Raw genomic sequence first — 24,075 nt, 5'->3', positions numbered from 1 at the left:
TTCAGGCGGTGGCCACCATTGCCAGCCACTCCTCCTCCGAGATCACCTTCACGCCGTGCTTCTCGGCATCCTTGAGCTTGCTGCCGGCGCCCGGCCCGGCCACCACGAGGTCGGTCTTGGCCGACACCGAGCCCGAGACCTTGGCGCCCAGCCGCTCGGCCGTCGCCTTGGCCTCGCTGCGGGTCATCCGCTCGAGGGTTCCGGTGAACACCACGGTCTTGCCGCTGAAGGCCGCGGCCTGCGCGGGTGCCGCCGCCCGCTCGGTCTCGACCTCGGCGAGCAGCGCCTCCACCGCCGCGACGTTGTGGGCTTCCGAGAAGAACTGGATCAGCGAGGCGGTGGTGACCGCGCCGATCTCGCCGTCATCGGCGAGCGCCCGGTAAGCGTCGCCGGGGACCTGGGCGGATGCCCGCTCCACGGCCGCCCGCACGCCGGCGGAATCGCCATAGGCCTCGATCAGGGATTCGCGCTGCGGCGCGGAGAGCCGCGCCACCGCGCCGCCGGCGAGGAGGTCGGCATCCGGCGCCTCGGCGGCCGCCGCGAGCAACCGGTCGCGGGTGGTGGCGCCGACGCGGTCGAGGCTCGCGAGCGCGATCCAGTCCGGCCCGGGCTGGCAGGCCGCCGCCGCCGCGACGCCCGCCATCAGGGCCGGCATGTCGGGAAAGTGCTTGGCCAGGGCCTTGGCGGTTGCCTCGCCGACCTGCTCGATGCCGAGCGCGAAGATGAACCGGTTGAGCGGGATTTTTCGGCGCGCCTCGACCCCGGCGAGGAGGTTCTTGATCGCCTTGTCCTCGTCGTCCTTCTTCTTGGCCGCCTTCTTGACCTCCTTGCCGGCGGCGAGCGCCCGCTCGGCCGACAAAGCCTGGCGCCGGGCGACCACTGCGGCCTTCAGGGGCTCGAACTCGAGGCGGAAGAGGTCGGCGGGCTGGCGCACCAAGCCGGCCTCGAACAGGGTCTCGATGTAGGTCTCGCCGAAGCCCTCGATGTCGAAGGCGTTGCGCGACACGAAGTGCTTCAGGCGCTCCTGCCCTTGCGCCGGGCAGATCAGGCCACCGGTGCAGCGGCGCACCGCGTCGAGCTTGCCCGTGCGCGGGTTGAGGCCGCGCACCGCGTGGCTCCCACAGGCCGGGCAGGTCTCGGGGAAGCGGTAGGGCACGGCGTCCTTCGGCCGGCGCTCCAGCACCACGTCGGCGACCTTCGGGATCACGTCGCCGGCGCGAAGCACCACCACCGTGTCGCCGACGCGCACGTCCGATCCCTGCGCCAGGTCGACGTCGTCGTGCAGGGACTGGCCGCGCCACACGGCCACGCCGCTGCGGATCGGCTCGCCGTCGGCATCGACGCCGTGGACGTAATCCTCGTTGTGGAGCGTGGCGTTCGACACCACCACGCCGCCCACCGTCACCGGCTTCAAGCGCGCCAGCGGGTTGAGCGAGCCGGTGCGCCCGACATTGATGTCGATCGCCTCGACGATCGTGGTGGCGCGCTGGGCCGGGAACTTGTGGGCGAGCGCCCAGCGCGGCGCCCGGGCGACGAAGCCGAGGCGGCGCTGCAGGGCGAACGAATCGACCTTGTAGACGACCCCGTCGATGTCGTAGCCGAGCTCGGCGCGCCTCGCCTCGATCATCCGGTAATGCGCCAGCATCGCGGACGCGTCCGCGCACAGGACCGTCAGCGGGTTCACCGGCAGGCCCCAGTCCCGGAAGGCCTCGATCATCTCGAACTGGGACTCCGCCGGCTGGTCCGACATCTCGCCGGCCGCGTAGGCGAAGAAGCGCAGGGGCCGCGAGGCGGTGATGCTCGCATCCAACTGGCGCAGCGAGCCGGCGGCGGCGTTGCGCGGGTTGGCGAAGAGCGGCTTGCCGGCCTCCTCCTGGCGCGCGTTGATGCCGGCGAAATCGGCGTGCGACAGGTAGACCTCGCCGCGTATCTCGCACACCGCCGGCCAGTCCTCGCCGGCCAGCACCTCCGGAATCTCCCGGATGGTGCGCACGTTGGCCGTCACGTCCTCGCCGACCTCGCCGTCGCCCCGGGTCGCCGCGGTGACGAGGCGCCCGTCCTCGTAGCGCAGGGACAGGGACAGCCCGTCGATCTTCGGCTCCGCCGTGAAGGGGACCGGCTCACCCGCCGGGAGGCCGAGGAAGCGGCGCACCCGCTCGACGAACTCGCCGATCTCCTCGTCCGAGAAGGCGTTGCCGAGCGAGAGCATCGGCACCGCGTGCCGCACCTTGGCGAACTTGTCCGACGCCTTGGCGCCGACACTGGCCGAGGCCTCGCCGGTGCCGGCGAGATCGGGGAAGCGCGCCTCGATCGCCTCGAGCCGGCGGCGCAGGGCATCGTACTCGGCATCCGAGATCGTCGGCGCATCCTCGCCGTGATAGCGCCGGTCGTGCTCCGCGATCTCCGCCGAGAGGGCGGCGTGGAGGCTCTGCGCGCTCTTCTGGTCGAGGTCGTCGAGGGCGGGGTCGCGGGTGGTGGGCATGGACGCTCTGAACGCGAATTTATGATTGCGGCGAGTGATACAGGATACGGGTTATGCAGATCCTGACGCCGGCCGGGTCAGCGAAGCGGCCTCACGGCGCATCCGCTCCATCCTCCCGGTCGCGGTCTGCCAGAAGGGCTTCGGAGATGATTTCGATGCCGCGTTGCACGCCGTGCTTCAGCAGCCAGTCCCCGGTGTAATCTGCGAGGTCCTTGCCTGCCGTCGCGCGCTGGATGCCGTCGATAGCCGCGAGAATGTCGTCGAGAGCATGTCGAAACTCACGCGGCGCCATCAGAAGACCTTGGCTGCCGACTGCTCGATGCGCGCGCGGAGCCGAGGATGCAGGCTGTCACGGGTGGTCACGTCGACATCCGTTCCAAGTTGCTCCTCAAGGAAGAGCTCAATGCCGACGAGATCGAGGCCGTTGAAGCGGCTCTCGGGATCGTAGTCGATGAACAGGTCGAGGTCGCTGGTGGGCCGGGCGTCGTCCCGGGCGGTCGATCCGAACAGGTAGAGCGACGTCGCACCCATGTCCCGCACGCTGTCGGCATGCGCCTTGAGCTGGATGAGTGCTTCGCCGCGAGTCATGATGCCATGATACCGCGCCGCTCGACGCGAGGCCACAGGCCGTGACCGGGAGCGCTCAGGCTATCACCTCGCGCCGACCCATCAGCCGCGCCTTCCATCCCAGCGCCGGCCGCTCGACGAGGCGCCAGGACAGGGCCGCCACCGCCAGGGTGAGGACGAGCGACGGTCCCAGCAGCTGCCAGGCCGAGGCCATCGGGAACAGGGCGTGCAGGCTCTGCTGCACCGGCCAGCCATAGAGATAGGTGCCGTAGGACAGGTCCGCCCGCGGATCGAGCACGGAGTGGCGGACCGGCGGGACGAGTCCGAGGCAGAGCACGGCGTAGGCCTCGGCGAGGAACAGCACCGGCGGGTAGAGGGCGGTGCCGTGGGCGAGGCCCGCGAGAACGAGGAGGGCGAGCGCCAGCGGCCAGCTCAAGGGTCCGCGGTCGGCGTAGAGGAAGAGCGCAGCGCCCGCCGAGAAGATCAGAGGCAGGCGCAAGGACGTCTCCAGGGCCTTGGGCATCTCGCCGTCGCGCAGGCCGGCGAGCGCGAGACCCAGCGCCAGGCCGGCGACGAGCAGGGGGGCGAGCCAGCGCCAGCGCAGGGTGCCGAGGAGCCCGGCCGCCAGCAGGCCGAGATAGCACAGGACCTCGTACTTGAGCGTCCAGACCGTCCCCATCGGGAAGCGGAACGGGTTGTCCGAAAAGACACCCGGCAGGGCGGCGTTGCTCTTGAAGGTGGTCAGCGTGCCCTGGATGAACCGCCACAGCCCCGGATCGCTCCAATAAGCGGGAAGGCTCAAGGTGGTCATCAGGCTGCCGAGGCCGAGGGAAACGGCGAAGCTCGCCGCGACGAGCCCGGGGACGATGCGCAGCGCCCGCGCGACGACGTAGTCGCGCGGGCCGCGCCGCATCAGGCTCATCGTGACCAGGAACCCCGAGACGGCGAAGAAGCCGTTCACCGCGTGCTCGCCGAGCGTGTAGCCGGTGGCCTGCGCCAGCGGCTCGTCGAGGATGTGGCCGGTGGTGACGCTGAAGGCGTGCGAGACCACGACGAGGAGCGCCAGCGCCAGCCGGACCGCCCCGAAGGCGTTGTGCGGCCGGGCGAGGCCGGTGGCGACCGTCACCATGCGCCGGCCTCCGGCTCTGTTGCCAAGCCCTCCTGCACGAGCGCGCTGCGGCCCCGTCGGGCCGCCCAGGCGCCGGCGACCGAGCCGCCGTAGCGCTCGATGCCCGAGCGGCGGAAGGACAAGGCGGCGAGCAGCGCCTTCACGCCGTTCTTCGCCAGCATCGCGCCCGTCGGGTCCGGCAGCCCGTACTTGCGCGACACGTAAGAGCGCGACCAGGCCTGGTGCCAGCGTGAGCGGCGCACCCGGCCCCGCTCCGGCGCGCTCGAGGCGCCGCGCCCGTGCAGCGCCACCGCGCCGTGGACATGGACGAGCGCCTTGCCCGCATCGGCGATCCGGCGGCAGAGGTCGTCATCCTCGTAGAACAGGAAGATCTCGGGGTCGAAGCCGCCGAGGGACAGGAACAGGTCGCGCCGCACCATCAGGCAGGCGCCGGACAGGAACGGCGCGCAGGCATCCCCCTCCGGCGGGTGGAGGCGCCCGCGTGGGTTGGTGAGGTAGGGCGCGAGCAGCGAGCGCGGCTGGAAGAAGAACCGCCCGTCCGGCTCGACGATGCGGGGCGCGAACAGCCCCGCATCCGGATAGGCTTCGGCTGCCGCCAGCAGCGCATCGACGCTGCCGGGCTGGAGCTCGACGTCCGGATTGACGATCAGCGCGTACTCGGCCCGGCCCGCCGCCCAGATCCCGGCATTGTTGGCCCGCCCGTAGCCCTCGTTGCGGGGCAGCCGCAGCACCCGCGCGCCGAGACGGGCGGCGAGATCCGCCGATCCGTCGCGGCTCGCATTGTCGACGACCAGTGCCGGCACGTGCTCGCGGGCGAGCGCGGCCAGGCAGGCCGGCAGCACGCCGGCACTGTCATGCGCGACGACGACCGCGACGAGGCCGGGCACCGGCGCCGATCAGCCCTGCTTCTGCGGCAGGTTGAGGCGGATGTGCAGCTCGCGCAGCTGCTTGGGGGTCACCTCCGAGGGCGCTCCCATCATCAGGTCCTCGGCGCGCTGGTTCATCGGGAACAGCACCACCTCGCGGATGTTCGGCTCGTTGCAGAGCAGCATCACGATGCGGTCGACGCCCGGCGCGATGCCGCCGTGCGGGGGAGCGCCCATCTTCAGCGCGTTCAGCATGCCGCCGAACTTCGCCTCGAGAACCTCCTTCGGGTAGCCGGCGAGGCCGAAGGCCTTCTCCATCACCTCGGGGCGGTGGTTGCGGATCGCGCCCGACGACAGCTCGATGCCGTTGCAGACGATGTCGTACTGGAATGCCTTGATGCCGAGGATCGTCGCGTGGTCCTCCGGGTCGAGGGCCATGAAGGCGTCGTGGTCGAAGTTCGGCATCGAGAACGGGTTGTGCGAGAAATCGACCCGCTTCTCGTCCTCGTTCCACTCGTACATCGGGAAGTCGGTGATCCAGCAGAAGGCGAACTGGTCCTTGTCGGACAGGGCCAGCTCGTCGCCGACGCGGATGCGCGCCTTGCCGGCGAGCCCCGCCGCCTTGGCCTCGGGCCCGGCGGAGAAGAACACCGCGTCGCCGGCCTTGACGCCGGCCTTCGCGGCGATCGCGGCTTGCGCCTCGGCCGGCACGAACTTGGCGATGGGCCCTCGGCCGGTGAGCGCGCCGTTCTCCTCCTCGAACACGATGTAGCCGAGGCCGGGCGCGCCCTCGGAGCGGGCCCAGTCGTTGAGCTTGTCGAAGAACGAGCGCGGCTGGGACGCGGCACCCGGGGCGGGCACCGCCCGCACCACGCCGCCGGCCTTGATGGCGTTCTTGAACGCGTTGAAGGTCACGTCGTCGCGCAGGAATTCCTGCGTCACGTCCGCGATGACGAGCGGGTTGCGCAGGTCCGGCTTGTCGACGCCGTACTTCAGCATCGCCTTGGCGTAGGGGATGCGCACGAAGCTCGGCGAGACGCGCTTTCCTTCCGCGAATTCCTCGAAGACCGAGCGCAGCACCGGCTCGACCGCCTGGAACACGTCCTCCTGCGTGACGAAGCTCATCTCGATGTCGAGCTGGTAGAACTCGCCCGGCGAGCGGTCGGCCCGGGCGTCCTCGTCGCGGAAGCAGGGCGCGATCTGGAAGTACCGGTCGAAGCCGGCGATCATCGTCAGCTGCTTGAACTGCTGCGGGGCCTGCGGCAGGGCGTAGAACTTGCCCGGATGCAACCGCGACGGCACCAGGAAGTCGCGCGCGCCCTCCGGCGAGGAGGCGGTGAGGATCGGGGTCTGGAACTCGAAGAACCCGCCCTCGCGCATCCGCCTGCGCAGCGAATCGATGATCGCGCCGCGGCGCATGATGTTGGCGTGCAGCTTCTCGCGGCGCAGGTCGAGGAAGCGGTACTTGAGCCGCGTCTCCTCCGGATAATCCTGGTCGCCGAAGACCGGCATCGGCAGCTCGGCGGCGGCGCCCAGCACCTCGAGGTCGGTGATGTAGACCTCGACCGCGCCGGTCGGCAGCTCGGCATTCTCGGTGCCGGCCGGCCGCTGGCGCACCCGCCCGTCGATGCGGATCACCCACTCGGAGCGCACGGCTTCCGCCGCCTTGAAGGCCGCGGAATCGGGATCGATCACGCATTGCGTGATCCCGTAATGGTCGCGCAGGTCGATGAACAGCACGCCGCCATGGTCGCGGACGCGGTGGCACCAGCCGGAGAGACGGACGGTCGCGCCGACGTCGGACGGGCGGAGCGCCCCGCAGGTATGGGAACGATAGCGGTGCATGGGCGTGTCTTGCAGCTGTCTCGATCGGGCCCGCAGGCCGGGCGCGCGGGCAGGCGGCCCGCACGTTGAAGCGTGTCGGCACCCATTCGCGAAGGGGGGAGCGAAGTCAAGCGCGGGGCCTCGGCGCGGGCCCGTTCGCGCTTGTGGAACAAACAACGAACAACTATATTATCTTCATGGATCAGAACAGCTTTTTCGGCTCCTTCGAGCCCCACCCGGACACCCTGCCGGATCCGCCCCGGAACGCGCCCGCGGCGGCCCGGGCGGCGCGACCGGAGGCCCGCGCCACGCCCACCGAGAGCCAGGGCGCGTTCCTGGAACGCCAGGACGGCGCCTGGCGGGTCCTGCCGATCGAAGGTCGGTTCGAGCTCGTCTACGAGGATGGCAACGGCGCCTGGAGCGTGCGCCGGCTGCAGGCGCACGAGCTCAAGATCGGTCCGGGCCGGGTACTCGTCGGTGGCACCGACCGCGACCGGGACGGCTACCGGGGGTTTCGCGCCGACCGCATCCACCGCCTGACCGACCGGGACACCGGCGAGCGGGTGGAGCGCAACATCCTCGACTGGCTCACCCACCGGGCCGAAGGCACGCGGCGGGCCCGGGCGGCGGCCCTGCGCAAGGCGGCCAAAGCCGGGCCAAGGCCGGGCGACGGATCGCGCGCCGCGTGATTTTCGGTTACCACGCCGCCCAATCCCCACAACCCACGCCGCCGGTCTCTCGCCCTCGGCGGCCGGCTCCGTTATAGCCGGGCGTATGAAGCTGATTACTTCGACGGAAGAACTCGCCTCCGCCTGCGCGCGCTTCGCCACGCAACCCTTCGTGACCGTCGACACGGAGTTCATGCGCGAGACGACCTACTATCCGAAGCTGTGCCTGATCCAGATCGCGGCACCGGACGGGTCGACCGCGCTCGTCGATCCGCTGGCCCCCGGGATCGACCTCGCGCCGTTCTTCGCGCTGATGGGCGACGAGCGGGTGCTGAAGGTCTTCCACTCGGCCCGGCAGGACCTCGAGATCATCTGGCTGCTCGGCGGATTGCTGCCCCAGCCGTTCTTCGACACGCAGGTCGCCGCGATGGTCTGCGGCTACGGCGATTCCGTCTCCTACGAGCAGCTCGTCAACGACGTCGCCAAGGCGAAGATCGACAAGTCGTCGCGCTTCACCGACTGGTCGCGCCGCCCGCTCTCGGACGCGCAGCTGAGCTACGCCCTGTCGGACGTCACCCACCTGATCAAGGTCTACGAGGCGCTGGCGCGGGAACTGCTTTCCACCGACCGCGGCGCCTGGCTCGACGAGGAGATGGCGGTCCTCACCTCTCCCGACACCTACCGGGCCGATCCGGAGCAGGCCTGGCGGCGCCTGAGCAGCCGGATGCGCAAGGCCCGCGAGATCGCGGTGCTGATGGAGGTGGCGGCCTGGCGCGAGCGCGAGGCGCAGACCCGCAACGTGCCGCGCGGGCGCATCCTGAAGGACGAGGCGGTGATCGACATCGCCACCTCGGCGCCGCGCAGCGTCGAGGCGCTCGGCCGTCTGCGCACCATCCCGGCCGGGTTCGAGCGCTCGCGCACCGGCGCCGACATCCTGGCCGCCGTGGAGCGCGGCCTGTCGCGCGATCCCGCGGGCGTGCCGACCCCCGAGCGCGGCCGCGCCCGCAGCGGCGGCAACGGCGCGCTGGTCGAACTCCTCAAGGTGCTGCTGAAGGCCGTCTGCGAGGACGAGCGCGTGGCGCCCAAGATCATCGCCACCGTCGACGACCTGGAGGCCATTGCCGAGGACGACGCGGCCGACGTGCCGGTGCTGCATGGCTGGCGCCGCGGCCTGTTCGGCGAGAAGGCGCTGGCGCTGAAGGCCGGGCGCCTGGCGCTGTCGGCGGAGGGCGGGCGCGTGGTGGTGCGGGAGCTGCCGTAGGAGCGGCCGGTTTTCGGGACTGAAGCGGGACCGTCTCTCCCGTCACGTTCATCCTGTTCGCGACCTCTTCCTGGGGTCGCGAACAGGATGAACGGATCTTTGCCGGACCTGACCCACAGATCAGATAGCCTCCGATCGTCCGTGTTCTCTGCCCCGCGTCGAGCGCGCGAGGCGGACATCCATAGGCACGCTCATACCGCAGCTCCTTCGAACCGGTTCGATAAGCGCGAAGGCAAGCCCGAACAGGTCTGGGCCGCTGGCGCCGGACGCTGATGCGCCGAACCCGTCGCCGATGACGTGTCGACGGCGACGGGCTGGCACGAGAGCCGCCGATTTGCGTCGAAGGGAGGCGTGACGCCTCCCCCGATGCTGTCTTCCTATCGGGTATTCGGCTTCGGACGCCCCTCACGCCGCCCGCACACCGGCCAGGAAGCGCTGCACCTGCGCGCCGAGGTGCTCGGATTGGCGCGACAACTCGGAGGCCGAGGTGAGCACCTGGCTCGCGGCCGCCCCCGTTTCCCCGGCCGCCCCGGCCGCCCCGGCGACGCTCGCTGTGACCTCGCTCGTGCCGGCCGCCGCGTGGGCGACGTTTCGGACGATCTCCTGGGTCGCTGCACCCTGCTGCTCCACCGTCGCGGCGACGGCGGCGGCGACGCTCGCGATCTCGCGGATGCGGGTGCCGATCCCCCCGATGGCCTGGACCGCCTGATCCGTCGAACCCTGGATCTGGCCGATCTGCCGGCCGATCTCCTCCGTGGCCTTGGCGGTCTGACCCGCCAGCTCCTTGACCTCGGCCGCCACCACCGCGAAGCCGCGACCGGCGGCCCCGGCGCGGGCCGCCTCGATGGTGGCGTTCAGCGCCAGCAGGTTGGTCTGAGCGGCGATCGACGAGATCAGCGCCACCACGTCGCCGATGCGGCTCGCGGCCTGCGACAGGTCCTGCACCAGCCCGGCGGTCGCATTCGCTTCGGTGACCGCGGCCTGCGCGAGGCTGGAGGACTCGGTGACCTGCCGGGCGATCTCGGCGACCGACGCGCCGAGCTCCTCGGCCGCGACCGCCACCGTGCCGACATCGGCGGCGGCCTTGTCGGCGGCGGTGGCCGCGCTGGCCGACTGGGACGCGGTCGCGCCAGCGGTCGCGCTCATGCTCTCGGCGGTTGCCTGCAGCTCGCTCGCCGCAGCGGAGACCATGCCGACGATGCCGCCGATTGCCTGCTCGAAACCATCCGCCATCTGGCGCATGCCGGCTTGGCGCTGTTCCTCGGCCGAGGCGCGGGCGAGCGCCGTCTCCTCCTCCAGCCGCCGGGTCCTGATCATGCCTTCGCGAAACACCTCCAGAGCGCCCGCCATGGCGCCGATCTCGTCGCGCCGCGCCCCGTAGGGGATCGGCGACGCGGTGTCCCCGCCCGCAAGCCGGCGCATGGCGGCAGTCATGGTGGCGAGAGGGCCGGTGACGCCGAGTGCCACCCATGCCATTCCGCCGAGGCCGAGCGCCAGGACGAGCAGGAGGAGGCCCGACCGGACGAGGAACTCGGTCCGCGCCTCGTCGGCCATCGCGAACGCGACCACGTCGAGACGGGCGACCGCCGCGAGCGCGACGGCGGCGATCGCATCGAGGGCGGGCGACGACTCGGCGCGCGATTCGGACAAGGTCGGGCGCGGGAGGGCCGGATCGCTCAGGGCCGGCATCAGGGCGCGGGTCCGCGCCGCGAAGGGGCCGTCGAAATACGCGACCCAGGCCCGGTTCGTGGCCGCCTTCAGCTCCGAGGCGTCGGGCAGGGCGGCGGCGATCTCGCGGGCGAGGGTGAAAGCGAAACGCGCCTCGCGTTCGAAGACGGCGAAGTCGAACTGCTCGTTGGGCGTCATCGCCCGGCTCTTCGCCAGGACGTCATTGATCATCAGATGGGCGTTGCCGGCGAGCGAGCGGGCCGTCCAGCTCATCTCGCGAATCCGCAGCAGGTTGGACAGGCGCGCATCCTTGAGGCGCAACCGCGTCTCGGTCGTGCGGATCAGGCCGTCGACGGCCGTGTTGAGCGCCGCATATCCGTCGTTGACGCGCTTCACGAGCTCCGGCTCGCGGGTGGCCACCGGCTTGCTCAAGGCGGCATCGACGTCTGACCGGACGCGCTTCCAGGCGGCGTAGCCCTCCGCGACCGGGCGGGCGTCGAGGTTCTCCTGCTCCATGCCGGAGGCCAGGATGGCGAGCGCGCCGGACAGCCCCTCGTCCGACGATCCGCGGCGCCGGGCGAGATCCGCCAGGTTGGCATCCAGCTTGGCGGGTTCGAGGGCGAGCCCCGAGACCGCGCTGCCGCGCTCGAAGCGCAGTTGCGACAGCGCCTGGGTCAGGAGGCGATCCACGCCCGCCAAGCGTTGGGCCTGCGCAGAGCGGGTCCATTGCTGGTGCGCATCATGAAGATCACGCCCAGTCGTCAGCGTGAACATGATGATGATTGCTGATAATATAATGACCAAACGTATTTTGATCGACATTGCCCTGACCAGCCCCGGTTCATTTATTATAAAATAATCGAAGATTTGTTATAGCAAAAAATCTTTAAAATATCCCTATGGGGCCGACAAAACGAATATGATGGAGAACACATTCCTCTCGCCTGCGTCGGCACTGCGGAAGGCCGGCGGCCTCGCGACGAGGGGCTGACGATGTCCGGTCACCGTTGCGTCGGTACGGTGCCGCAGGACCGGAGACCCCGCGCGGCCGGGTCGCGCTCAGCGCCATCCGGAACCGGATTCGACGGAGCGGAGACCTCGTCGACCGGCCCGATGTCAGTACACATCGCCCTCCGCCGGAGCGGCGGGCGTCGGCCGGCTGGCCGGCGCCTGGGGGGCTTGTTGGATCCGTGCCGGGGCTTGGATCCGTGCTGCGGCGGCCGGCCCTGCCGGTCCCCTGGGGCCGGGTGGGCCTGCCGGGCCCGTCGGCCCGCGCGGACCTGGCCTGCCGGGGGCGCCGGCCGGACCCGGTGGGCCGGTCTCGCCCCGCGCTCCCGGCGCTCCCGGCAGGCCGGTCTCGCCGGGCGGTCCCGCCACGCCCGCGGCACCGGTCTCGCCGCGCAAGCCCGGTTCGCCTTGCGGGCCCGCCTCGCCTCTCGCTCCCGGCTCTCCGCGTCCCCCGGCCGGTCCGGCCTCGCCACGCGGACCGGCGGGACCGGGCGTACCTGGGGGCCCGGCCTCGCCTCTCGGACCGGCCTCGCCGCGCGGACCCGGAGGGCCGACCTCGCCGCGCGGACCCGGTGGCCCGGGCGGCCCCGTCAGGGTCGTGATGTCGGCCCGGCCCTCGGGACCTGCGGCGCCCTTCGGGCCTTCCGGGCCGATGGGCCCCTGCTGGCCGCACTCGCCCACCACCGCGCCGCGCTCCTGACGGCCGGCGCGCAGGGTCACGATGCAGGTCGCCGGATGATAGACGAGGCGGAACTCGAACTTCCCCCGGGAATCGGCCCTGGCGGTGAAGCGGGCGTCGAGGCTGACCTCGGCCTCCGGCTCGTCGGCGGTACCGAGCACCCAGAGCTCGCCCGCGGTGATCCGCGCCGCCAGGACCTGGATCTCGGCCCGGGCCGGCGCCGCGGCCATCAGGCCGATGGCGAGGGCCGCACCCGATCGTAACGCGGAGCGTCCGGTTCCGCCGCGCACCATCGCCCGCCCCCGCATTGTCGATCCCATTGCGCAAGTGTTTTTCCGCGGCTCGGAAAGTCAAGCACGGCCGAACTTTCAGCACAGGCGCGATGGTCGATGGTCTTCCCCCATGGTGGCGCTTGACCATGCCGCGTCACGGCTCGGGCCCGACATAGACCGACCGCGGGCGGATCAGCCCGCCGGCCTGGCGCTGCTCGAGTCCTTGCGCGATCCAGCCGACCGAGCGGCCGAGGGCGAACAGCCCGAAGGCGCTGCCCCGTGGCAGGGCGAGCCGTCGGCGCAGGGCCACGAGGGCGAAATCGAGGGCGGGCCTCGCCCCGGTCAGTTCCTGGGCCGCCGCCGCGACCGCCCGCAGGCGCGGATCCTCCGCGAGGAGCGGCGCCAGCAGGGCGGCGGCCCGCGGGTCGCCGGCGGGATAGAGCGGATGGCCGAAGCCCGGCAGGTCCTCGCGGCCGGCGAGCTGGCGTCGCAGGGACGAGGCGGGGTCGGGCCCGTCGAGGGCGTCCCACAGGGCCTCCACCCGCGCCGTCATGCCGCCGTGACGGCTGCCGCTCAGCGCCGCGAGGCCGCCGATCACCGCCGCGCGCAGACTCGCCCCCGCCGAGGCGACGCAGCGCGCGGTGAAGCCGGAGGCGTTCAGCTCGTGATCGGCGCACAGGACCAGGGCCCGGCGCACCCCCTCCGCCCCGGCCGGATCGAGGCTCCAGGCCTCGGCACAGGACAGGTGGAGCGGCGCGGCGTCCGGTGCGCGACCGGTGATGCAGGCGCCGAGAAGGCGGACGAGAGCGCCGCTCCCCGCGGCGAGGCGGGCCGGATCCTGCTGCCAGGGCGCCGTCGGGTCGTCCTCGGTCGCGACCGCGAAGGCGCCGAGCAGATCGCCGCCGCGCGGCTCGGCCCCGCGCCCGTCGATTTCGGGAGCGGCCGATCCGAAGGCCGCGGATTGCGGCAGGGCCCAGAGGAGTGCCGCCACCTCCTCCAGCGTCGCGGTCTCGGAGAGCACCAGGGCATCGGTGCCGCGGTAGTACAGCCGCCCGTCGCGGATCAGGGTCACGGCGGTCTCCATGACCGGCAGGCCCCAGTCGAGGGCGGCGCGGGCGACCTCTCGCGGACGCCGGCCGCGATGACGGGACGCGGCGAGGCGGGCGACCGCCTCCGCCGCGTAGGCCCGCACCCGCGGATCAGCGGTCGGATGCGCCTCGATCAACCCGCGGCTGACATAGGCGTAGAGGGTCTGGCGGCTCACGCCGAGGCGGGCGGCCGCCTCGGCGGCGGTGAGAAAGGCGGTCACGGCGGGTGCTCGCGAAAGCGATGTTGATTCGGGTAATCAAGATTGACGATGTGACCCTTTGGGCGCGCTCCTGCCACCGCAACCGCAGGAGCAGGCGATGACGTTCGAGGCAGGCAGTCCAGCCTTCGCGGCGATCCTGGACACGATCCGGGGCGCCCTCGGCGCCGAGGCCACGCCGCCGGTGAGGGTGACCGGAGCGGGCGCCCTCCCCTCCCGCTACCCGGTCAGCGACCTCGCGGCGGCCTCGGTCGCCGCAGCGGGGCTGGCGCTGGCCGAACTCGTCGAGGCCCGATTCCGCCGCCGGCCGGGCGTGACGGTCGACCGGCGCCTCGCCGCGTTCTGGTTCGCCCGTTCCCTTCACCCCCAGGGATGGGACCTGCCGCCGCTCTGGGATCCGGTGGCTGGCGACTACCGCGCGGCCGATGGCTGGATCCGGCTCCACACCAACGCGCCACACCACCGCGACGCGGCCCTCTCCGTGCTCGGGGCCCCACCCGAGCGGGACGCGGTGGCGCAGGCCGTGGCGCGCTGGCGGGCGGACGACCTCGAGAATGCCGTGGTCGCGGCCGGCGGCTGCGCCGCCGCGATGCGCTCGGCCGGGGCCTGGGCCGCCCATCCGCAGGGAGAGGCGGTGGCGCGGGAGCCGCTGATCGCGTGGGAGGCGGGCGGGGCCGGCGAGCCCGGCCTGTCGGGGGCGCGGCCCGACCGCCCCCTGGCGGGCTTGCGCGTCCTCGACCTGACGCGGGTGCTCGCCGGCCCGGTGGCGACCCGCGTCCTCGCCGGGTTCGGCGCCACGGTGCTGCGCCTCGATCCGCCGGGCTGGGAGGAGCCCGGCGTGGTGCCGGAGATGACCCTCGGCAAGACCTGCGCCCGCCTCGACCTGAAGGAGCCGGCCGGACGGGCGCGGTTCGAGGCGCTGCTGGCGGGGGCGGACGTGCTGGTCCACGGCTACCGATCGGACGCGCTGGCGCATCTCGGGCTCGACGCCGAGGTCCGCGCCCGCCTGCGGCCGGGCCTGATCGACATCAGCCTCGACGCCTATGGCTGGACCGGACCGTGGCGGGCGCGGCGCGGCTTCGACAGCCTGGTCCAGATGAGCAGCGGCCTCGCCGAGGCCGGGATGGCCAGCGCCGGCGCCGGCCGGCCGGTGCCCCTGCCGGTCCAGGCCCTCGACCACGCCACCGGCTACCTGATGGCGGCGGCGAGCCTGCACGGCCTGACCCAACGCCTCGCGACTGGGCGGGGCGGCACGGCGCGCCTGTCCCTCGCCCGCACCGCCGTCCTCCTGGCCGCCGCGCCGGCGCCCCTCCCCGAGGAGGCGCCCGCCGCCTTGGGCCGGAGCGATTTCGCCGAAGGACCGGAGCCGACCGGCTGGGGGCCCGCCTTGCGCCTGCGCCCGCCCCTCACCCTCGACGGCGTGCCGATGCGGTGGGACCGGGCCGCCGGGCCCCTCGGCGCCGCCGCGCCGGCCTGGTGAGGAACAGGGCCAGTCAGCCGGAGTTGCCCCGGCTCATCCGCGACAGGAGGAGCCCATGGCCGGCGAGAAGCCCCACGGCGACAAGACCCACGCGCAGAACATCCGGCTGATCGAGGGCAAGGACGGCCCCAACGTCCCGGCCGGCGGCGGCGCCCGCATCCGCACCAGCGCCGACCCGACCCGGCCGCCCTCCACCCACCAGGAGAGCCGCGACCACAACAAGCACAACAATCCCGGGCAGGACGGGCACAAGCCGCAGAAGCACAGCCCGGCGGAGGAGAAGCCGTAGGATTCCATCAAGAATCCGCTTCGATCCTCTCAGCCGGGTCGAAGTCCAGGAAGATTCTCACCGCCGCCCCGTCGACCCCCGGGCGATCAGCCGCCCGCTCAGCACCACCTTGCGCACCGGCTGGCCCGGGGTCTTCAAGCGGTCGAACAGAAGCCCCATCGCCTGGGTGCCGATCTCGGCGACGGGCTGCTCGATCACCGTCAGGCCGGGCTCGATCAGCTCGGTCCAGGGCTCGTTGTCGAAGCCCGCGAGCGCGATCCCGCCGGGCCAGGCGACACCCGCCGCGCGGGCCGCCCGCACCGCCCCCATCAGGATGAGGCCGTTCGAGACGATCAGGGCCTCGGGCCTCCCCGGCTCGGCGAGCCAGCGCGCCACCTCGGCTTGCGCCGGTTCGGCGTCCGGCGGCACGTTGCGCATCCGCGGCTCCAGCCCGTGCCGGCGCATCGCCGAGAGATAGCCGTCGCGGCGCTCCTCGGCGGTCGAGCTGGTGGAGCCGAACAGGCCGGCGATGCGGGAATAGCCCTGCTCCACCAGGTGGTCGACCAGGGCGCTCCCCGCCGCGACGTTGTCGAGCACCACCCCGTCATGCCCGCCGGGCGGCCCGGTCCGGTCGATCAGCACCAGCGGGAACGGGAAATCCTCCGGCCGCAGCCGCTCGGCGGTGCGGCGGGTCGGCGCGAAGACGACGCCGGTGACCCGCTCCTCCTGCATCAGGCGCAGGTACAGGGCCTCGCGCTCGGCATCCTCGCCGGTGTTGCACAGGATCAGCCGCATCCCGGCCTGGTAGGCCGCGTCCTCGACCGCCCGGCTGACCGCGGTGAAGAACGGGTTGCGGATGTCGGCGACGATGAGCCCGATGGTCTGGGCGGATTGCGAGCGCAGGCGGCGGGCCGAGAGGTTCGGCCGGTAGCCGGTCGCCCGGACCGCCGCCTCGACCTGCTCGCGCAACGCGTCACTGACCGGGCCCTTGCCCAGAGCCCGCGACACGGTCGCGGTGGAAACGCCCGCCGCGCGGGCGACGTCACGGATGCCGACGGTCATCGCCTCGAAAACGTTTTCATGTTCGACACACCGTTGTGACAGTCTGAAGCGAGGGGTGCAAGTCCTGACAGGTCCGGATCGCACATCGTCGATTGACATGCGTTGTGAAAACGTTTTCATGAGCGACAAGGAAAACCCGATCGCTTTCCGGGAGGAAGCTCGCCATGCTCGCGCCGACACCGCCGCTGACGCCGCGCGTCCTGATCCGCACCGCCGCCGCCCCGACGACCAAGGAGGCCGCGATCCGCGAGGCGGCCCAGCTCCTCGTCGCCGCCGGCTGCATCGACCCGGCCTACGAGGCCAGCATGCTGCGCCGCGAGGCGGTGGCGAACACCTATCTGGGCCACGGCGTGGTGATCCCGCACGGCATGGTCGACGACCGCGCCCTGGTGCGCGAGAGCGGTCTCGCCGTGCTGCAGGTGCCCGGCGGGGTCGCCTGGCATGACGGGCAGGACGCCCACCTGGTCGTGGCGATCGCCGCCCAGTCCGACACCCACATCACGGTCCTGCGCCGCCTCACCCGCCTGATCCAGGACGAGGCCCGGCTGGAGCGCCTGCGCACCACGAACGATCCCGCCGAGATCGCCGCGGCGCTCGCCGAGGATGCCGCCGCCCCGGGCAGCGCCGGCCCGGCGGCGGATTTAGGCCAGAGCTTCGCCTGGACCGTCGATTATCCGACCGGCCTGCACGCCCGTCCGGCCTCGGCCTGGGTCGAGGCGGCCCGCGGCAGCCCCGCCCGGATCCAGGTCCGCCACGGCGCCGAGGTGGCGGATGCCAAGAACCTCATCGCCCTGCTCCAGCTCGGCCTGCGCGCCGGCGACGAGGCGGTGATTTCCGCCGAGGGCGATGACGCGCCCGCAGCTCTCGCCCGGCTCAAGGCCGTGGTCACGGGCCTGTCCGCCGGGGAGAAGGCCGCCGCCGCCCGCGCGGCGGACGCCGCCGCGAGGGCCGCCGCCCCGGTGGCGGGCTGGAACCCGGCCGATCCGTGCCAGGTGATCCCCGGCATCGGCGCGAGCCCGGGCCTCGCCCTCGGGCCGATCCACGTGCTCGGGCCGACGGAGGTCGCGGTGCCGGACGAGCCCGAGCCGCTGACGAGCGGCGGCGACCGGCTGCACGCGGCCCTCGAATCCACGGCGGCCCAGCTCCGGGCGCTCGCCGACGATACCGGCCGGCGCCTCGGAAAGGCCGATGCAGGGATCTTCAAGGCGCAAGCCGACCTCATCGCCGACACCGACCTGATCACGCTGGCCTGCCAGCTGATGGTCGAGGGCCACGGCGTCGCCTTCGCATGGCACCAGGCGGTGGAGCGGATGGCCGGTCAGCTCTCGGCCCTCGGCAACCCCGTGCTGGCGGCCCGCGCGGCGGATCTCCGCGACGTCGGCCGCCGGGTGCTGGCGCAGATCGACCCCGCGCTCCAGTCCGGCCATGCCCTGCCGGACCAGCCCTGCATCCTTCTCAGCCCCGACCTCGCGCCCTCCGACACGGCCGGGCTCGACCCCGCCCGGGTGCTCGGGCTCGCGACCGCGCAAGGCGGCCCGACCTCCCACACCGCGATCCTCGCCCGCACCCTGGGGATTCCGTCCGTGGTGGCGGCCGGGCCCGGCCTGCTCGCGCTCCCGGCGGGCAAGCGCGCGATCCTCGACGGCACCACCGGGCGGCTCTACGTCGATCCGAGCGAGCGCGACCTCGCCTCGGCGCAAGCGTGGCGCGACGCCCTGCGCGCGACGCAGGAGGCGGAGGCCCGCGAGCGCGGCCTGCCGGCCCGCACCCGCGACGGGCACGATCTCGCCGTCGGCGCCAACGTCAACACGCCCGATCAGGTACCCTTCGCCCTGTCGCAGGGCGCCGAGGGCGTCGGCCTGATGCGCACCGAGTTCCTGTTCCTCGAGCGCGGCGACACCCCGGACGAGGACGACCAGTACGCCACCTACCGGGCGATGCTGGAAGCGCTGGATGGCCGCCCGCTGATCGTGCGCGCCCTCGACATCGGCGGCGACAAGCAGGTGCCCCACCTCGCCCTGCCGAAGGAGGAGAACCCCTTCCTCGGCGTGCGCGGCGCCCGGTTGCTCCTGCGCCGACCCGACCTGATGGAGCCGCAGCTGCGCGCCCTCTACCGCGCCGCGAAGGATTGCGTGCCGGCGGGTGCCCCGACCGGCAAGGACGCGCCGCTCTCGATCATGTTCCCGATGATCACCTCGGTGCCCGAGGTGCTGGCCCTGCGCGAGGCCTGCGAGCGGATCCGGGCCGAGATCGGTGCGCCCGAGGTGCCGCTCGGCATCATGATCGAGGTGCCGGCGGCGGCGATCCAGGCCGATGCGCTGGCCGCCCATTGCGACTTCTTCTCGATCGGCACCAACGACCTCACGCAATACGCGCTGGCCATCGACCGTCAGAACACCGAGCTGGCGCCGGAGGCCGACTCGCTCCACCCGGCGGTCCTGCGCCTGGTGCGGATGACCTGCGAGGGCGCCGCCCGGCACGGGCGCTTCGTCGGGGTCTGCGGCGGCATCGCCGGCGATCCGTTCGGGGCGGGCCTCCTCGCGGGCCTCGGCGTGCACGAACTCTCGATGACGCCGCGCGACCTGCCGGCCGTGAAGGCGCGCCTGCGCGCCGCCTCCCTCGCCGATCTGAAGGCACTCGCCGACGAGGCCTGCGCCCAACCCGACGCCGCGTCGGTCCGCGCCCTCGACCGATCGGAGGTGCGGTCGTGACCCGCGTCCTCACCCTCACCCTCAACCCGGCGATCGACCGGACCGTCACCCTCGAGAGGCTGGAGCCGGGCACGGTCCACCGCGCCCAGGCGGTGCGGGACGATGCCGGCGGCAAGGGCATCAACGTGGCGAGCTGCCTCGCCGATTGGGGCATCCCGGTCGCCGCCGCGGGGGTGCTCGGCGCCGACAACGCCACCGCCTTCGAGGCCCTGTTCTCCGCCAAGGGCATCGAGGATCGCTGCGTCTGGGTGCCGGGCGAGACCCGCACCAACCTGAAGCTCGTCGATGCCGCCGGCACCACCGACGTGAACCTGCCGGGCCTCATCCTCGACACCGCGACCCTGCGGGCAGTGCGGGCCCTGCTGGCCGAGGCGGCCGGCCCGGACACCCTCACGGTGCTGGCCGGCAGCCTGCCGGCGGGCGCGGAGCCCGGCCTGTACGCCGCGCTGACGGCGGAGCTGAAGGCCCGGGGCGCCCGGGTGCTGCTCGACGCCTCCGGCCCGGCGCTCGCCGCCGCCCTCGCGGCCGCGACCCTGCCCGACGCGGTCAAGCCGAACCGGCACGAGCTGGAGGAATGGGCCGGCCGCCCCCTCCCCGCCCTCGCCGACGTGGTGGAGGCGGCGCAGGACCTGGTGCGGCGGGGCATCCCGCTCGTGGTGGTGTCGCTCGGGGCGGAGGGCGCGGTGTTCGTGCGCGACGGGGAGGTGCTGCACGCGCAGCCTCCGACGATGGAGGTGGCGAGCACCGTCGGGGCCGGCGACGCCCTGGTGGCCGGTCTCGTGGCCGGCCTCTGCACGGGCTCGAGCCTCGCCGACACCGCCCGCCTGGCGCTGGCCTTCGCGGCCGGCAAGCTGACCCGGAGCGGTGCCCACCTGCCGGGGCGCGAGCGTGTCGAGACGATTGCCAAGACGATCGAGATCCGCGCCCTGACGGCGTGATCCAAGGCCGCGCCATCCGATTCGCGAAGTCATCCTGAGGTGGTGGCGATCGAAGATCGCTGAGCCTCGAAGGAGGCCTCCAGACGTCACGTGATCTCGGGGGCTCTCCTCCGAGGCTGCTGCAAGCAGCAGCGCCTCAGGATGAGGCTCCGGGTGGATGGTTGGAACGACGATCAAGTCGCTCGAAGAATACTTCAGCTGGATATCACAGCAACTCCGAGGAGGAACAACGCATGACCCACTTGGTGGCCGTCGTCGGAGGCGGCGATCTCGGCACCCATGCGGTGCTGGCGGCCGAGGCCCTGCGCCGGGCGGCGGGGCGGCGCAACCAGCGCCTCGACCTCGAGGTCCGCGGCCGCGGCGCGACCGGCGCGCCCCTGAGCGAGGGCGCGATCCAGGGCGCCGACGCGGTGCTCCTCGTCGGCACCGGCGATCTCGGCGAGGGCCGCTTCGGGCGCTTGAGCCGGGCGAAGGCCGCGATCGAGGACGTGCTCACCGACGTCGACGGGGTGATCGACCGGGCGCTTGCGGGCAAAAGCCTCGGCGACAGGAGCCACGGCAGTGCGCCCGAGGCGGGCGGGCCCAAGCGCATCGTTGCCATCACCTCCTGCCCGACCGGCATCGCCCACACCTTCATGGCGGCGGAAGGGATCCAGGCCGCGGCACAGGCGCTCGGCCACGACGCGCGGGTCGAGACGCAAGGGTCGGTCGGCGCCCGCGACGCCCTGACGCCGGACGAGATCGCGGCGGCCGACATCGTGCTGATCGCCGCCGATACCGGGGTCGATCGCGGCCGCTTCTCGGGCAAGCGGGTCTACGCCGCCACCACCAAGGCGGCGATCCGCGACGGCAAGGGCCTGATCGCCACCGCCCTCAAGGACGCCGAGCTGCAAGGAGCCGAGGCCACCGAGTCCGGCCCCGCCCGCCCGGCTGCCGCCGAGAAGAAGGCCGGCGCCTACAAGCACCTGATGACCGGTGTGTCGTTCATGCTGCCCTTCGTGGTGGCGGGCGGCCTGCTGATCGCGCTGGCCTTCGCCTTCGGGGGCATCGACGCGATGTCGCCCGAGAACAAGGGCACCCTCGGCTTCGCGCTCGGCGAGATCGGCGCCAAGGCGGCCTTCGCGCTGATCGTGCCGGCGCTCGCCGGCTACATCGCCTACTCGATCGCCGACCGGCCCGGCATCGCGCCCGGCATGATCGGCGGCATGCTGGCAGCCAACCTCAATGCGGGCTTCCTCGGCGGCATCGTGGCGGGCTTCATCGCCGGCTACACCGTCTCGTTTCTCAGCCGCCACATCCGCCTGCCGAAGAACCTGGAGGGCCTGAAGCCCGTCCTGATCCTGCCGCTGATCGGCACCCTGGTGACCGGCCTCCTGATGGTCTACGTCGTCGGCGTGCCGGTGGCGGCCCTGCTGGCGGCGCTCACCGCCTGGCTCAAGGGCATGCAGGGCGCGAGCGCGCTGCTGCTCGGCCTGATCCTCGGCGCCATGATGGCGGTCGACATGGGCGGGCCGATCAACAAGGCGGCCTACGCCTCCTCCGCCGCCCTGATCTCCTCGGGCATCTATACTCCGATGGCCGCCGTGATGCTCGCCGGCATGACCCCGCCGCTCGGCATCGCCCTCGCCACCCGGCTCTTCCCCGGCCGCTTCACCGCGGCCGAGCGCGAGGCCGGGAGCGCCGCGGCGGTGCTCGGCGCCGCCTTCATCACCGAGGGCGCGATCCCCTTCGCGGCCGCCGACCCGCTGCGGGTGATCCCGGCGCTGGTGGCGGGCTCGGCGGTGGCGGGCGCCCTGTCGATGACCCTCGGGGTCGCGCTTCGCGTGCCCCATGGCGGCCTGTTCGTGCTGCCGATCCCGAACGCGATCACCCCGGTGCTGGGCGCCGTGGTGGCCCTCGTCGCCGGCACCGTGATCACGGCCGTGCTGGTGGGCGTATTCAAGAAGCGGGCGGCCTGAGCGGACGGCCTCGGCGGCGACGGTCCCGGACTGGTCTCGAGCCATCCGGATCGTCGCCGCTCGGGGCATGTCCCGATCGACGACGGCGCGCAGCCGCGGTCCCATGGGTCGTTGCTCGACCTCCGTCGGAACCGGCGAGGCTGCGACGCGAGTCCTGGGGACGTCGTGACGCGCCCTACTCCACCCCGGCCGGGGGCTTCAGCGTCGCGCCGATGCGCGAGGAGACGATCACGGCCTGGGTGCGGCTCTCGACGCCGAGCTTCTGCAGGATCGCCGAGACGTGGGCCTTCACAGTCGCCTCCGAGACGCCGAGCTCGTAGGCGATCTGCTTGTTGAGCAGGCCCTCGGACAGCATCATCAGCACCCGCACCTGCTGCGGCGTCAGGGTGGCGAGGCGGCGCATCAGGTCGGCCGTCTCCTTGTCCTCGGAGGCCGACAGCTCGATGTCGGGCGGCGACCAGTTGCCGCCGGCGAGCACCTGGCCGATCGCCTCGCCGATGCGGTCGACCTCGAGGGATTTCGGGATGAAGCCGGCGGCGCCGAAATCGAGGGCGCGGCGGATCACCACCGGATCCTCGTTGGCCGAGACGATCACCACGGGGATCGCCGGGTGCTGCGCCCGCAGGTAGATCAGGCCGGAGAAGCCCTGCACCCCCGGCATCGTCAGGTCGAGGAGCACGAGGTCGATCTCGGGCTCCCGGTCGAGGATCGCCGTCAGGGGCTCGAGCCCGCTCGCCTCGATGATCCGGGCGCCGGGCATGATCGCCGTCACGGCGCCGCGCAGGGCGCCGCGAAAGAGCGGGTGGTCGTCCGCGACGACGATGGTGGTCTCGGAACCCAACTCACTCCCCGCCACGGCACCCGCGCTCCTTGGCGCTTCTCGGCCTACTTCTTTTGTCTCTATAGCTTTTTTGCCGGGCTTGGAACCGGGCGCCGCGCGATCTCCACGTCGGAGAGAGAATCCGCGGACTGCGCGGACGGCGGTTCCCCGGCGGTCCGCGCCGCACCTCGTCCGACAATGGATCGCATCGGCATTAATTCGCGATTAACCATATTTGCGACTTATCGTCGGTGAGACTATGTTAGAGGCTTCGGTGAAGACATTTCTGGCCGTGATCCCGGCGCTCCTCGCACACGTCACGCTCGCGAACGCCGCGGATCTCCCGTTCCGTGAGACGGTGCTGCGGCCGTCCCTGCCGGCGAGCGAGCCGGCGGGCTGGTCCGGCGCGTATGTCGGCGTCCAGGTCGGCGCGGCCGCGGAGGGTGCCTTCCGCGGCGAGACGTTGGCGCCGCTGCCGACCGTGAGCGGCCGCACCTCCCTCGGCGGCTTCGCCGGCGGCGGCACGGTGGGTTACAACATCCAGCTTCCACCGCACATCCTCGGCGGCGGCGTCGTGCTCGGCATCGAGGCCGATGGCGGCTACGCGTCGTTCCGATCGGAATCCTCGGTCGCGCTGCCCAAGCTCGGCTTCTCGGCGGAGGGCGGCCTCGGTACCGACACCTACTTCGCGACGCTTCGCGGCCGTCTCGGCTACGCCTGGGGGCCCCTGCTCGCCTACGCCACCGGCGGCTGGGCGGTGTCGGAGATCGGCGTCAGCGGCGGCGTCACGGTCCCGGGCTTCTCGGTGCCGTTACCGGTCAAGAACCTGCCCGCCGGCCTGCCGGTCGCCATCCCGGGCGCGATCTCGTTCGGCGGCTTCTCGGCCGCGGGTGGCCGGTCGATGCCGGTCGACGGCTACGTCGTCGGCGCCGGCCTCGAATACGCCGTGATGCCGAACTGGACGGTCAAGTCGGAATACCTCTACGCCGACCTCGACCGCACGGTCGCGGTCCGGGCCGGACCCTACACCGCCCGCTTCAATGCCGGCTTCGACGTGCACCAACTGCGCATCGGCGTGAACCACCGGCTGAACTGGCTCTGAGGGTAT

At 72.4% G+C, this 24,075-nt stretch carries 19 protein-coding genes and 1 pseudogene; 9 read left to right on the top strand and 11 right to left on the bottom strand.

What is annotated here, in order from left to right:
• Position 1: 1 nt before the first annotated feature.
• The 6 genes from ligA to aspS form a co-directional block, all read right to left on the bottom strand.
• A complete protein-coding gene (gene ligA / locus MFF64_RS14465; RefSeq protein ID WP_099905631.1) occupies positions 2-2,482 on the bottom strand; it encodes an NAD-dependent DNA ligase LigA in 2,481 nt (826 codons plus the stop codon).
• Between the two features lie 91 nt (positions 2,483-2,573).
• Positions 2,574-2,774 carry a ribonuclease HepT family protein gene (locus tag MFF64_RS14460; RefSeq protein ID WP_099905629.1) on the bottom strand — a complete coding sequence of 67 codons (201 nt, stop codon included), beginning with the start codon at positions 2,772-2,774 and terminating at the stop codon, positions 2,574-2,576.
• A complete protein-coding gene (locus MFF64_RS14455; RefSeq protein ID WP_099905627.1) occupies positions 2,774-3,070 on the bottom strand; it encodes a nucleotidyltransferase family protein in 297 nt (98 codons plus the stop codon). The genes MFF64_RS14460 and MFF64_RS14455 overlap by 1 nt, the downstream gene beginning before the upstream one ends.
• 55 nt (positions 3,071-3,125) lie before the next feature.
• Entirely contained in the window at positions 3,126-4,178 is a 1,053-nt protein-coding gene (locus MFF64_RS14450) for an acyltransferase family protein (RefSeq protein WP_099905625.1), read from the bottom strand.
• Positions 4,172-5,065: a glycosyltransferase family 2 protein gene (locus tag MFF64_RS14445; RefSeq protein ID WP_238191302.1), complete on the bottom strand. Its 894-nt coding sequence runs from the start codon at positions 5,063-5,065 to the stop codon at positions 4,172-4,174. Before MFF64_RS14445 ends, MFF64_RS14450 begins: the two co-directional genes overlap by 7 nt.
• Before the next feature lie 9 nt (positions 5,066-5,074).
• On the bottom strand, positions 5,075-6,889 hold the full coding sequence (gene aspS, locus MFF64_RS14440; protein ID WP_099903108.1) for an aspartate--tRNA ligase: 1,815 nt from the start codon (positions 6,887-6,889) through the stop codon (positions 5,075-5,077).
• 176 nt (positions 6,890-7,065) lie between these two features.
• Between aspS and MFF64_RS14435 the strand changes: the two genes are divergently transcribed.
• Complete coding sequence (locus MFF64_RS14435; RefSeq protein ID WP_238191300.1) at positions 7,066-7,557, top strand: hypothetical protein; 492 nt, start codon at positions 7,066-7,068, stop codon at positions 7,555-7,557.
• Between the two features lie 85 nt (positions 7,558-7,642).
• On the top strand, positions 7,643-8,797 hold the full coding sequence (gene rnd / locus MFF64_RS14430) for a ribonuclease D (RefSeq protein WP_238191298.1): 1,155 nt from the start codon (positions 7,643-7,645) through the stop codon (positions 8,795-8,797).
• 405 nt (positions 8,798-9,202) lie between these two features.
• Here rnd and MFF64_RS14425 read toward each other — a convergent pair whose 3' ends face one another.
• The 3 genes from MFF64_RS14425 to MFF64_RS14415 form a co-directional block, all read right to left on the bottom strand.
• Entirely contained in the window at positions 9,203-11,155 is a 1,953-nt protein-coding gene (locus MFF64_RS14425) for a methyl-accepting chemotaxis protein (protein WP_438823075.1), read from the bottom strand.
• Positions 11,156-11,581: 426 nt separating this feature from the next.
• On the bottom strand, positions 11,582-12,460 hold the full coding sequence (locus MFF64_RS14420) for a collagen-like domain-containing protein (RefSeq protein WP_238191294.1): 879 nt from the start codon (positions 12,458-12,460) through the stop codon (positions 11,582-11,584).
• Between the two features lie 118 nt (positions 12,461-12,578).
• A complete protein-coding gene (locus MFF64_RS14415; RefSeq protein ID WP_099900288.1) occupies positions 12,579-13,733 on the bottom strand; it encodes a citrate synthase in 1,155 nt (384 codons plus the stop codon).
• A 97-nt stretch (positions 13,734-13,830) separates the two neighbouring features.
• On the opposite strand from MFF64_RS14415, the gene MFF64_RS14410 reads away from it, so the two are divergent.
• Together MFF64_RS14410 and MFF64_RS14405 are read left to right on the top strand one after the other, a co-directional pair.
• On the top strand, positions 13,831-15,210 hold the full coding sequence (locus MFF64_RS14410) for a CoA transferase (RefSeq protein WP_099900286.1): 1,380 nt from the start codon (positions 13,831-13,833) through the stop codon (positions 15,208-15,210).
• 55 nt (positions 15,211-15,265) lie between these two features.
• The gene (locus MFF64_RS14405) at positions 15,266-15,499 is read left to right on the top strand and encodes a hypothetical protein (RefSeq protein ID WP_048448241.1); all 234 of its coding nucleotides are present in this window, start codon (positions 15,266-15,268) and stop codon (positions 15,497-15,499) included.
• Between the two features lie 57 nt (positions 15,500-15,556).
• On the opposite strand, the gene MFF64_RS14400 is transcribed toward MFF64_RS14405, so the two are convergent.
• The gene (locus tag MFF64_RS14400; RefSeq protein WP_238191292.1) at positions 15,557-16,540 is read right to left on the bottom strand and encodes a LacI family DNA-binding transcriptional regulator; all 984 of its coding nucleotides are present in this window, start codon (positions 16,538-16,540) and stop codon (positions 15,557-15,559) included.
• Between the two features lie 164 nt (positions 16,541-16,704).
• Between MFF64_RS14400 and ptsP the strand changes: the two genes are divergently transcribed.
• The 4 genes and pseudogenes from ptsP (at position 16,705) to MFF64_RS38585 (ending at position 22,147) form a co-directional block, all read left to right on the top strand.
• Positions 16,705-19,251 (top strand): phosphoenolpyruvate--protein phosphotransferase, encoded by a 2,547-nt coding sequence (ptsP, locus tag MFF64_RS14395; RefSeq protein ID WP_099903063.1) that lies wholly within the window; start codon positions 16,705-16,707, stop codon positions 19,249-19,251.
• On the top strand, positions 19,248-20,189 hold the full coding sequence (gene pfkB, locus MFF64_RS14390) for a 1-phosphofructokinase (RefSeq protein WP_238191290.1): 942 nt from the start codon (positions 19,248-19,250) through the stop codon (positions 20,187-20,189). The genes ptsP and pfkB overlap by 4 nt, the downstream gene beginning before the upstream one ends.
• Before the next feature lie 233 nt (positions 20,190-20,422).
• Positions 20,423-21,064, top strand: a pseudogene (locus MFF64_RS38590) (PTS fructose transporter subunit IIB); the annotation flags it as partial.
• Between the two features lie 93 nt (positions 21,065-21,157).
• On the top strand, positions 21,158-22,147 hold the full coding sequence (locus tag MFF64_RS38585; protein WP_438823076.1) for a PTS fructose transporter subunit IIC: 990 nt from the start codon (positions 21,158-21,160) through the stop codon (positions 22,145-22,147).
• A gap of 175 nt (positions 22,148-22,322) precedes the next feature.
• Here the strand turns inward: MFF64_RS38585 and MFF64_RS14380 are convergent, their stop codons facing one another.
• On the bottom strand, positions 22,323-22,988 hold the full coding sequence (locus MFF64_RS14380; RefSeq protein WP_093568141.1) for a response regulator: 666 nt from the start codon (positions 22,986-22,988) through the stop codon (positions 22,323-22,325).
• A gap of 253 nt (positions 22,989-23,241) precedes the next feature.
• Between MFF64_RS14380 and MFF64_RS14375 the strand changes: the two genes are divergently transcribed.
• The gene (locus MFF64_RS14375; protein WP_165795522.1) at positions 23,242-24,069 is read left to right on the top strand and encodes an outer membrane protein; all 828 of its coding nucleotides are present in this window, start codon (positions 23,242-23,244) and stop codon (positions 24,067-24,069) included.
• Positions 24,070-24,075 lie beyond the last annotated feature (6 nt).

The sequence above is a fragment of the Methylobacterium frigidaeris genome, from assembly GCF_022179185.1.
Lineage (GTDB): Bacteria > Pseudomonadota > Alphaproteobacteria > Rhizobiales > Beijerinckiaceae > Methylobacterium > Methylobacterium frigidaeris.
The sequence above is the reverse complement of the archived record's forward strand: the minus strand, read 5'-3'. Positions and strand labels throughout refer to the sequence as shown.

Coding starts and splice junctions, on each gene's coding strand:
- ligA (WP_099905631.1), bottom strand. CDS start 2,482: ATGCCCACCACCCGCGACCCCGCCCTCGACGACCTCGACCAGAAGAGC.
- MFF64_RS14460 (WP_099905629.1), bottom strand. CDS start 2,774: ATGGCGCCGCGTGAGTTTCGACATGCTCTCGACGACATTCTCGCGGCT.
- MFF64_RS14455 (WP_099905627.1), bottom strand. CDS start 3,070: ATGACTCGCGGCGAAGCACTCATCCAGCTCAAGGCGCATGCCGACAGC.
- MFF64_RS14450 (WP_099905625.1), bottom strand. CDS start 4,178: ATGGTGACGGTCGCCACCGGCCTCGCCCGGCCGCACAACGCCTTCGGG.
- aspS (WP_099903108.1), bottom strand. CDS start 6,889: ATGCACCGCTATCGTTCCCATACCTGCGGGGCGCTCCGCCCGTCCGAC.
- MFF64_RS14435 (WP_238191300.1), top strand. CDS start 7,066: ATGGATCAGAACAGCTTTTTCGGCTCCTTCGAGCCCCACCCGGACACC.
- rnd (WP_238191298.1), top strand. CDS start 7,643: ATGAAGCTGATTACTTCGACGGAAGAACTCGCCTCCGCCTGCGCGCGC.
- MFF64_RS14420 (WP_238191294.1), bottom strand. CDS start 12,460: ATGCGGGGGCGGGCGATGGTGCGCGGCGGAACCGGACGCTCCGCGTTA.
- MFF64_RS14410 (WP_099900286.1), top strand. CDS start 13,831: ATGACGTTCGAGGCAGGCAGTCCAGCCTTCGCGGCGATCCTGGACACG.
- MFF64_RS14405 (WP_048448241.1), top strand. CDS start 15,266: ATGGCCGGCGAGAAGCCCCACGGCGACAAGACCCACGCGCAGAACATC.
- MFF64_RS14400 (WP_238191292.1), bottom strand. CDS start 16,540: ATGACCGTCGGCATCCGTGACGTCGCCCGCGCGGCGGGCGTTTCCACC.
- ptsP (WP_099903063.1), top strand. CDS start 16,705: ATGCTCGCGCCGACACCGCCGCTGACGCCGCGCGTCCTGATCCGCACC.
- MFF64_RS38585 (WP_438823076.1), top strand. CDS start 21,158: ATGACCGGTGTGTCGTTCATGCTGCCCTTCGTGGTGGCGGGCGGCCTG.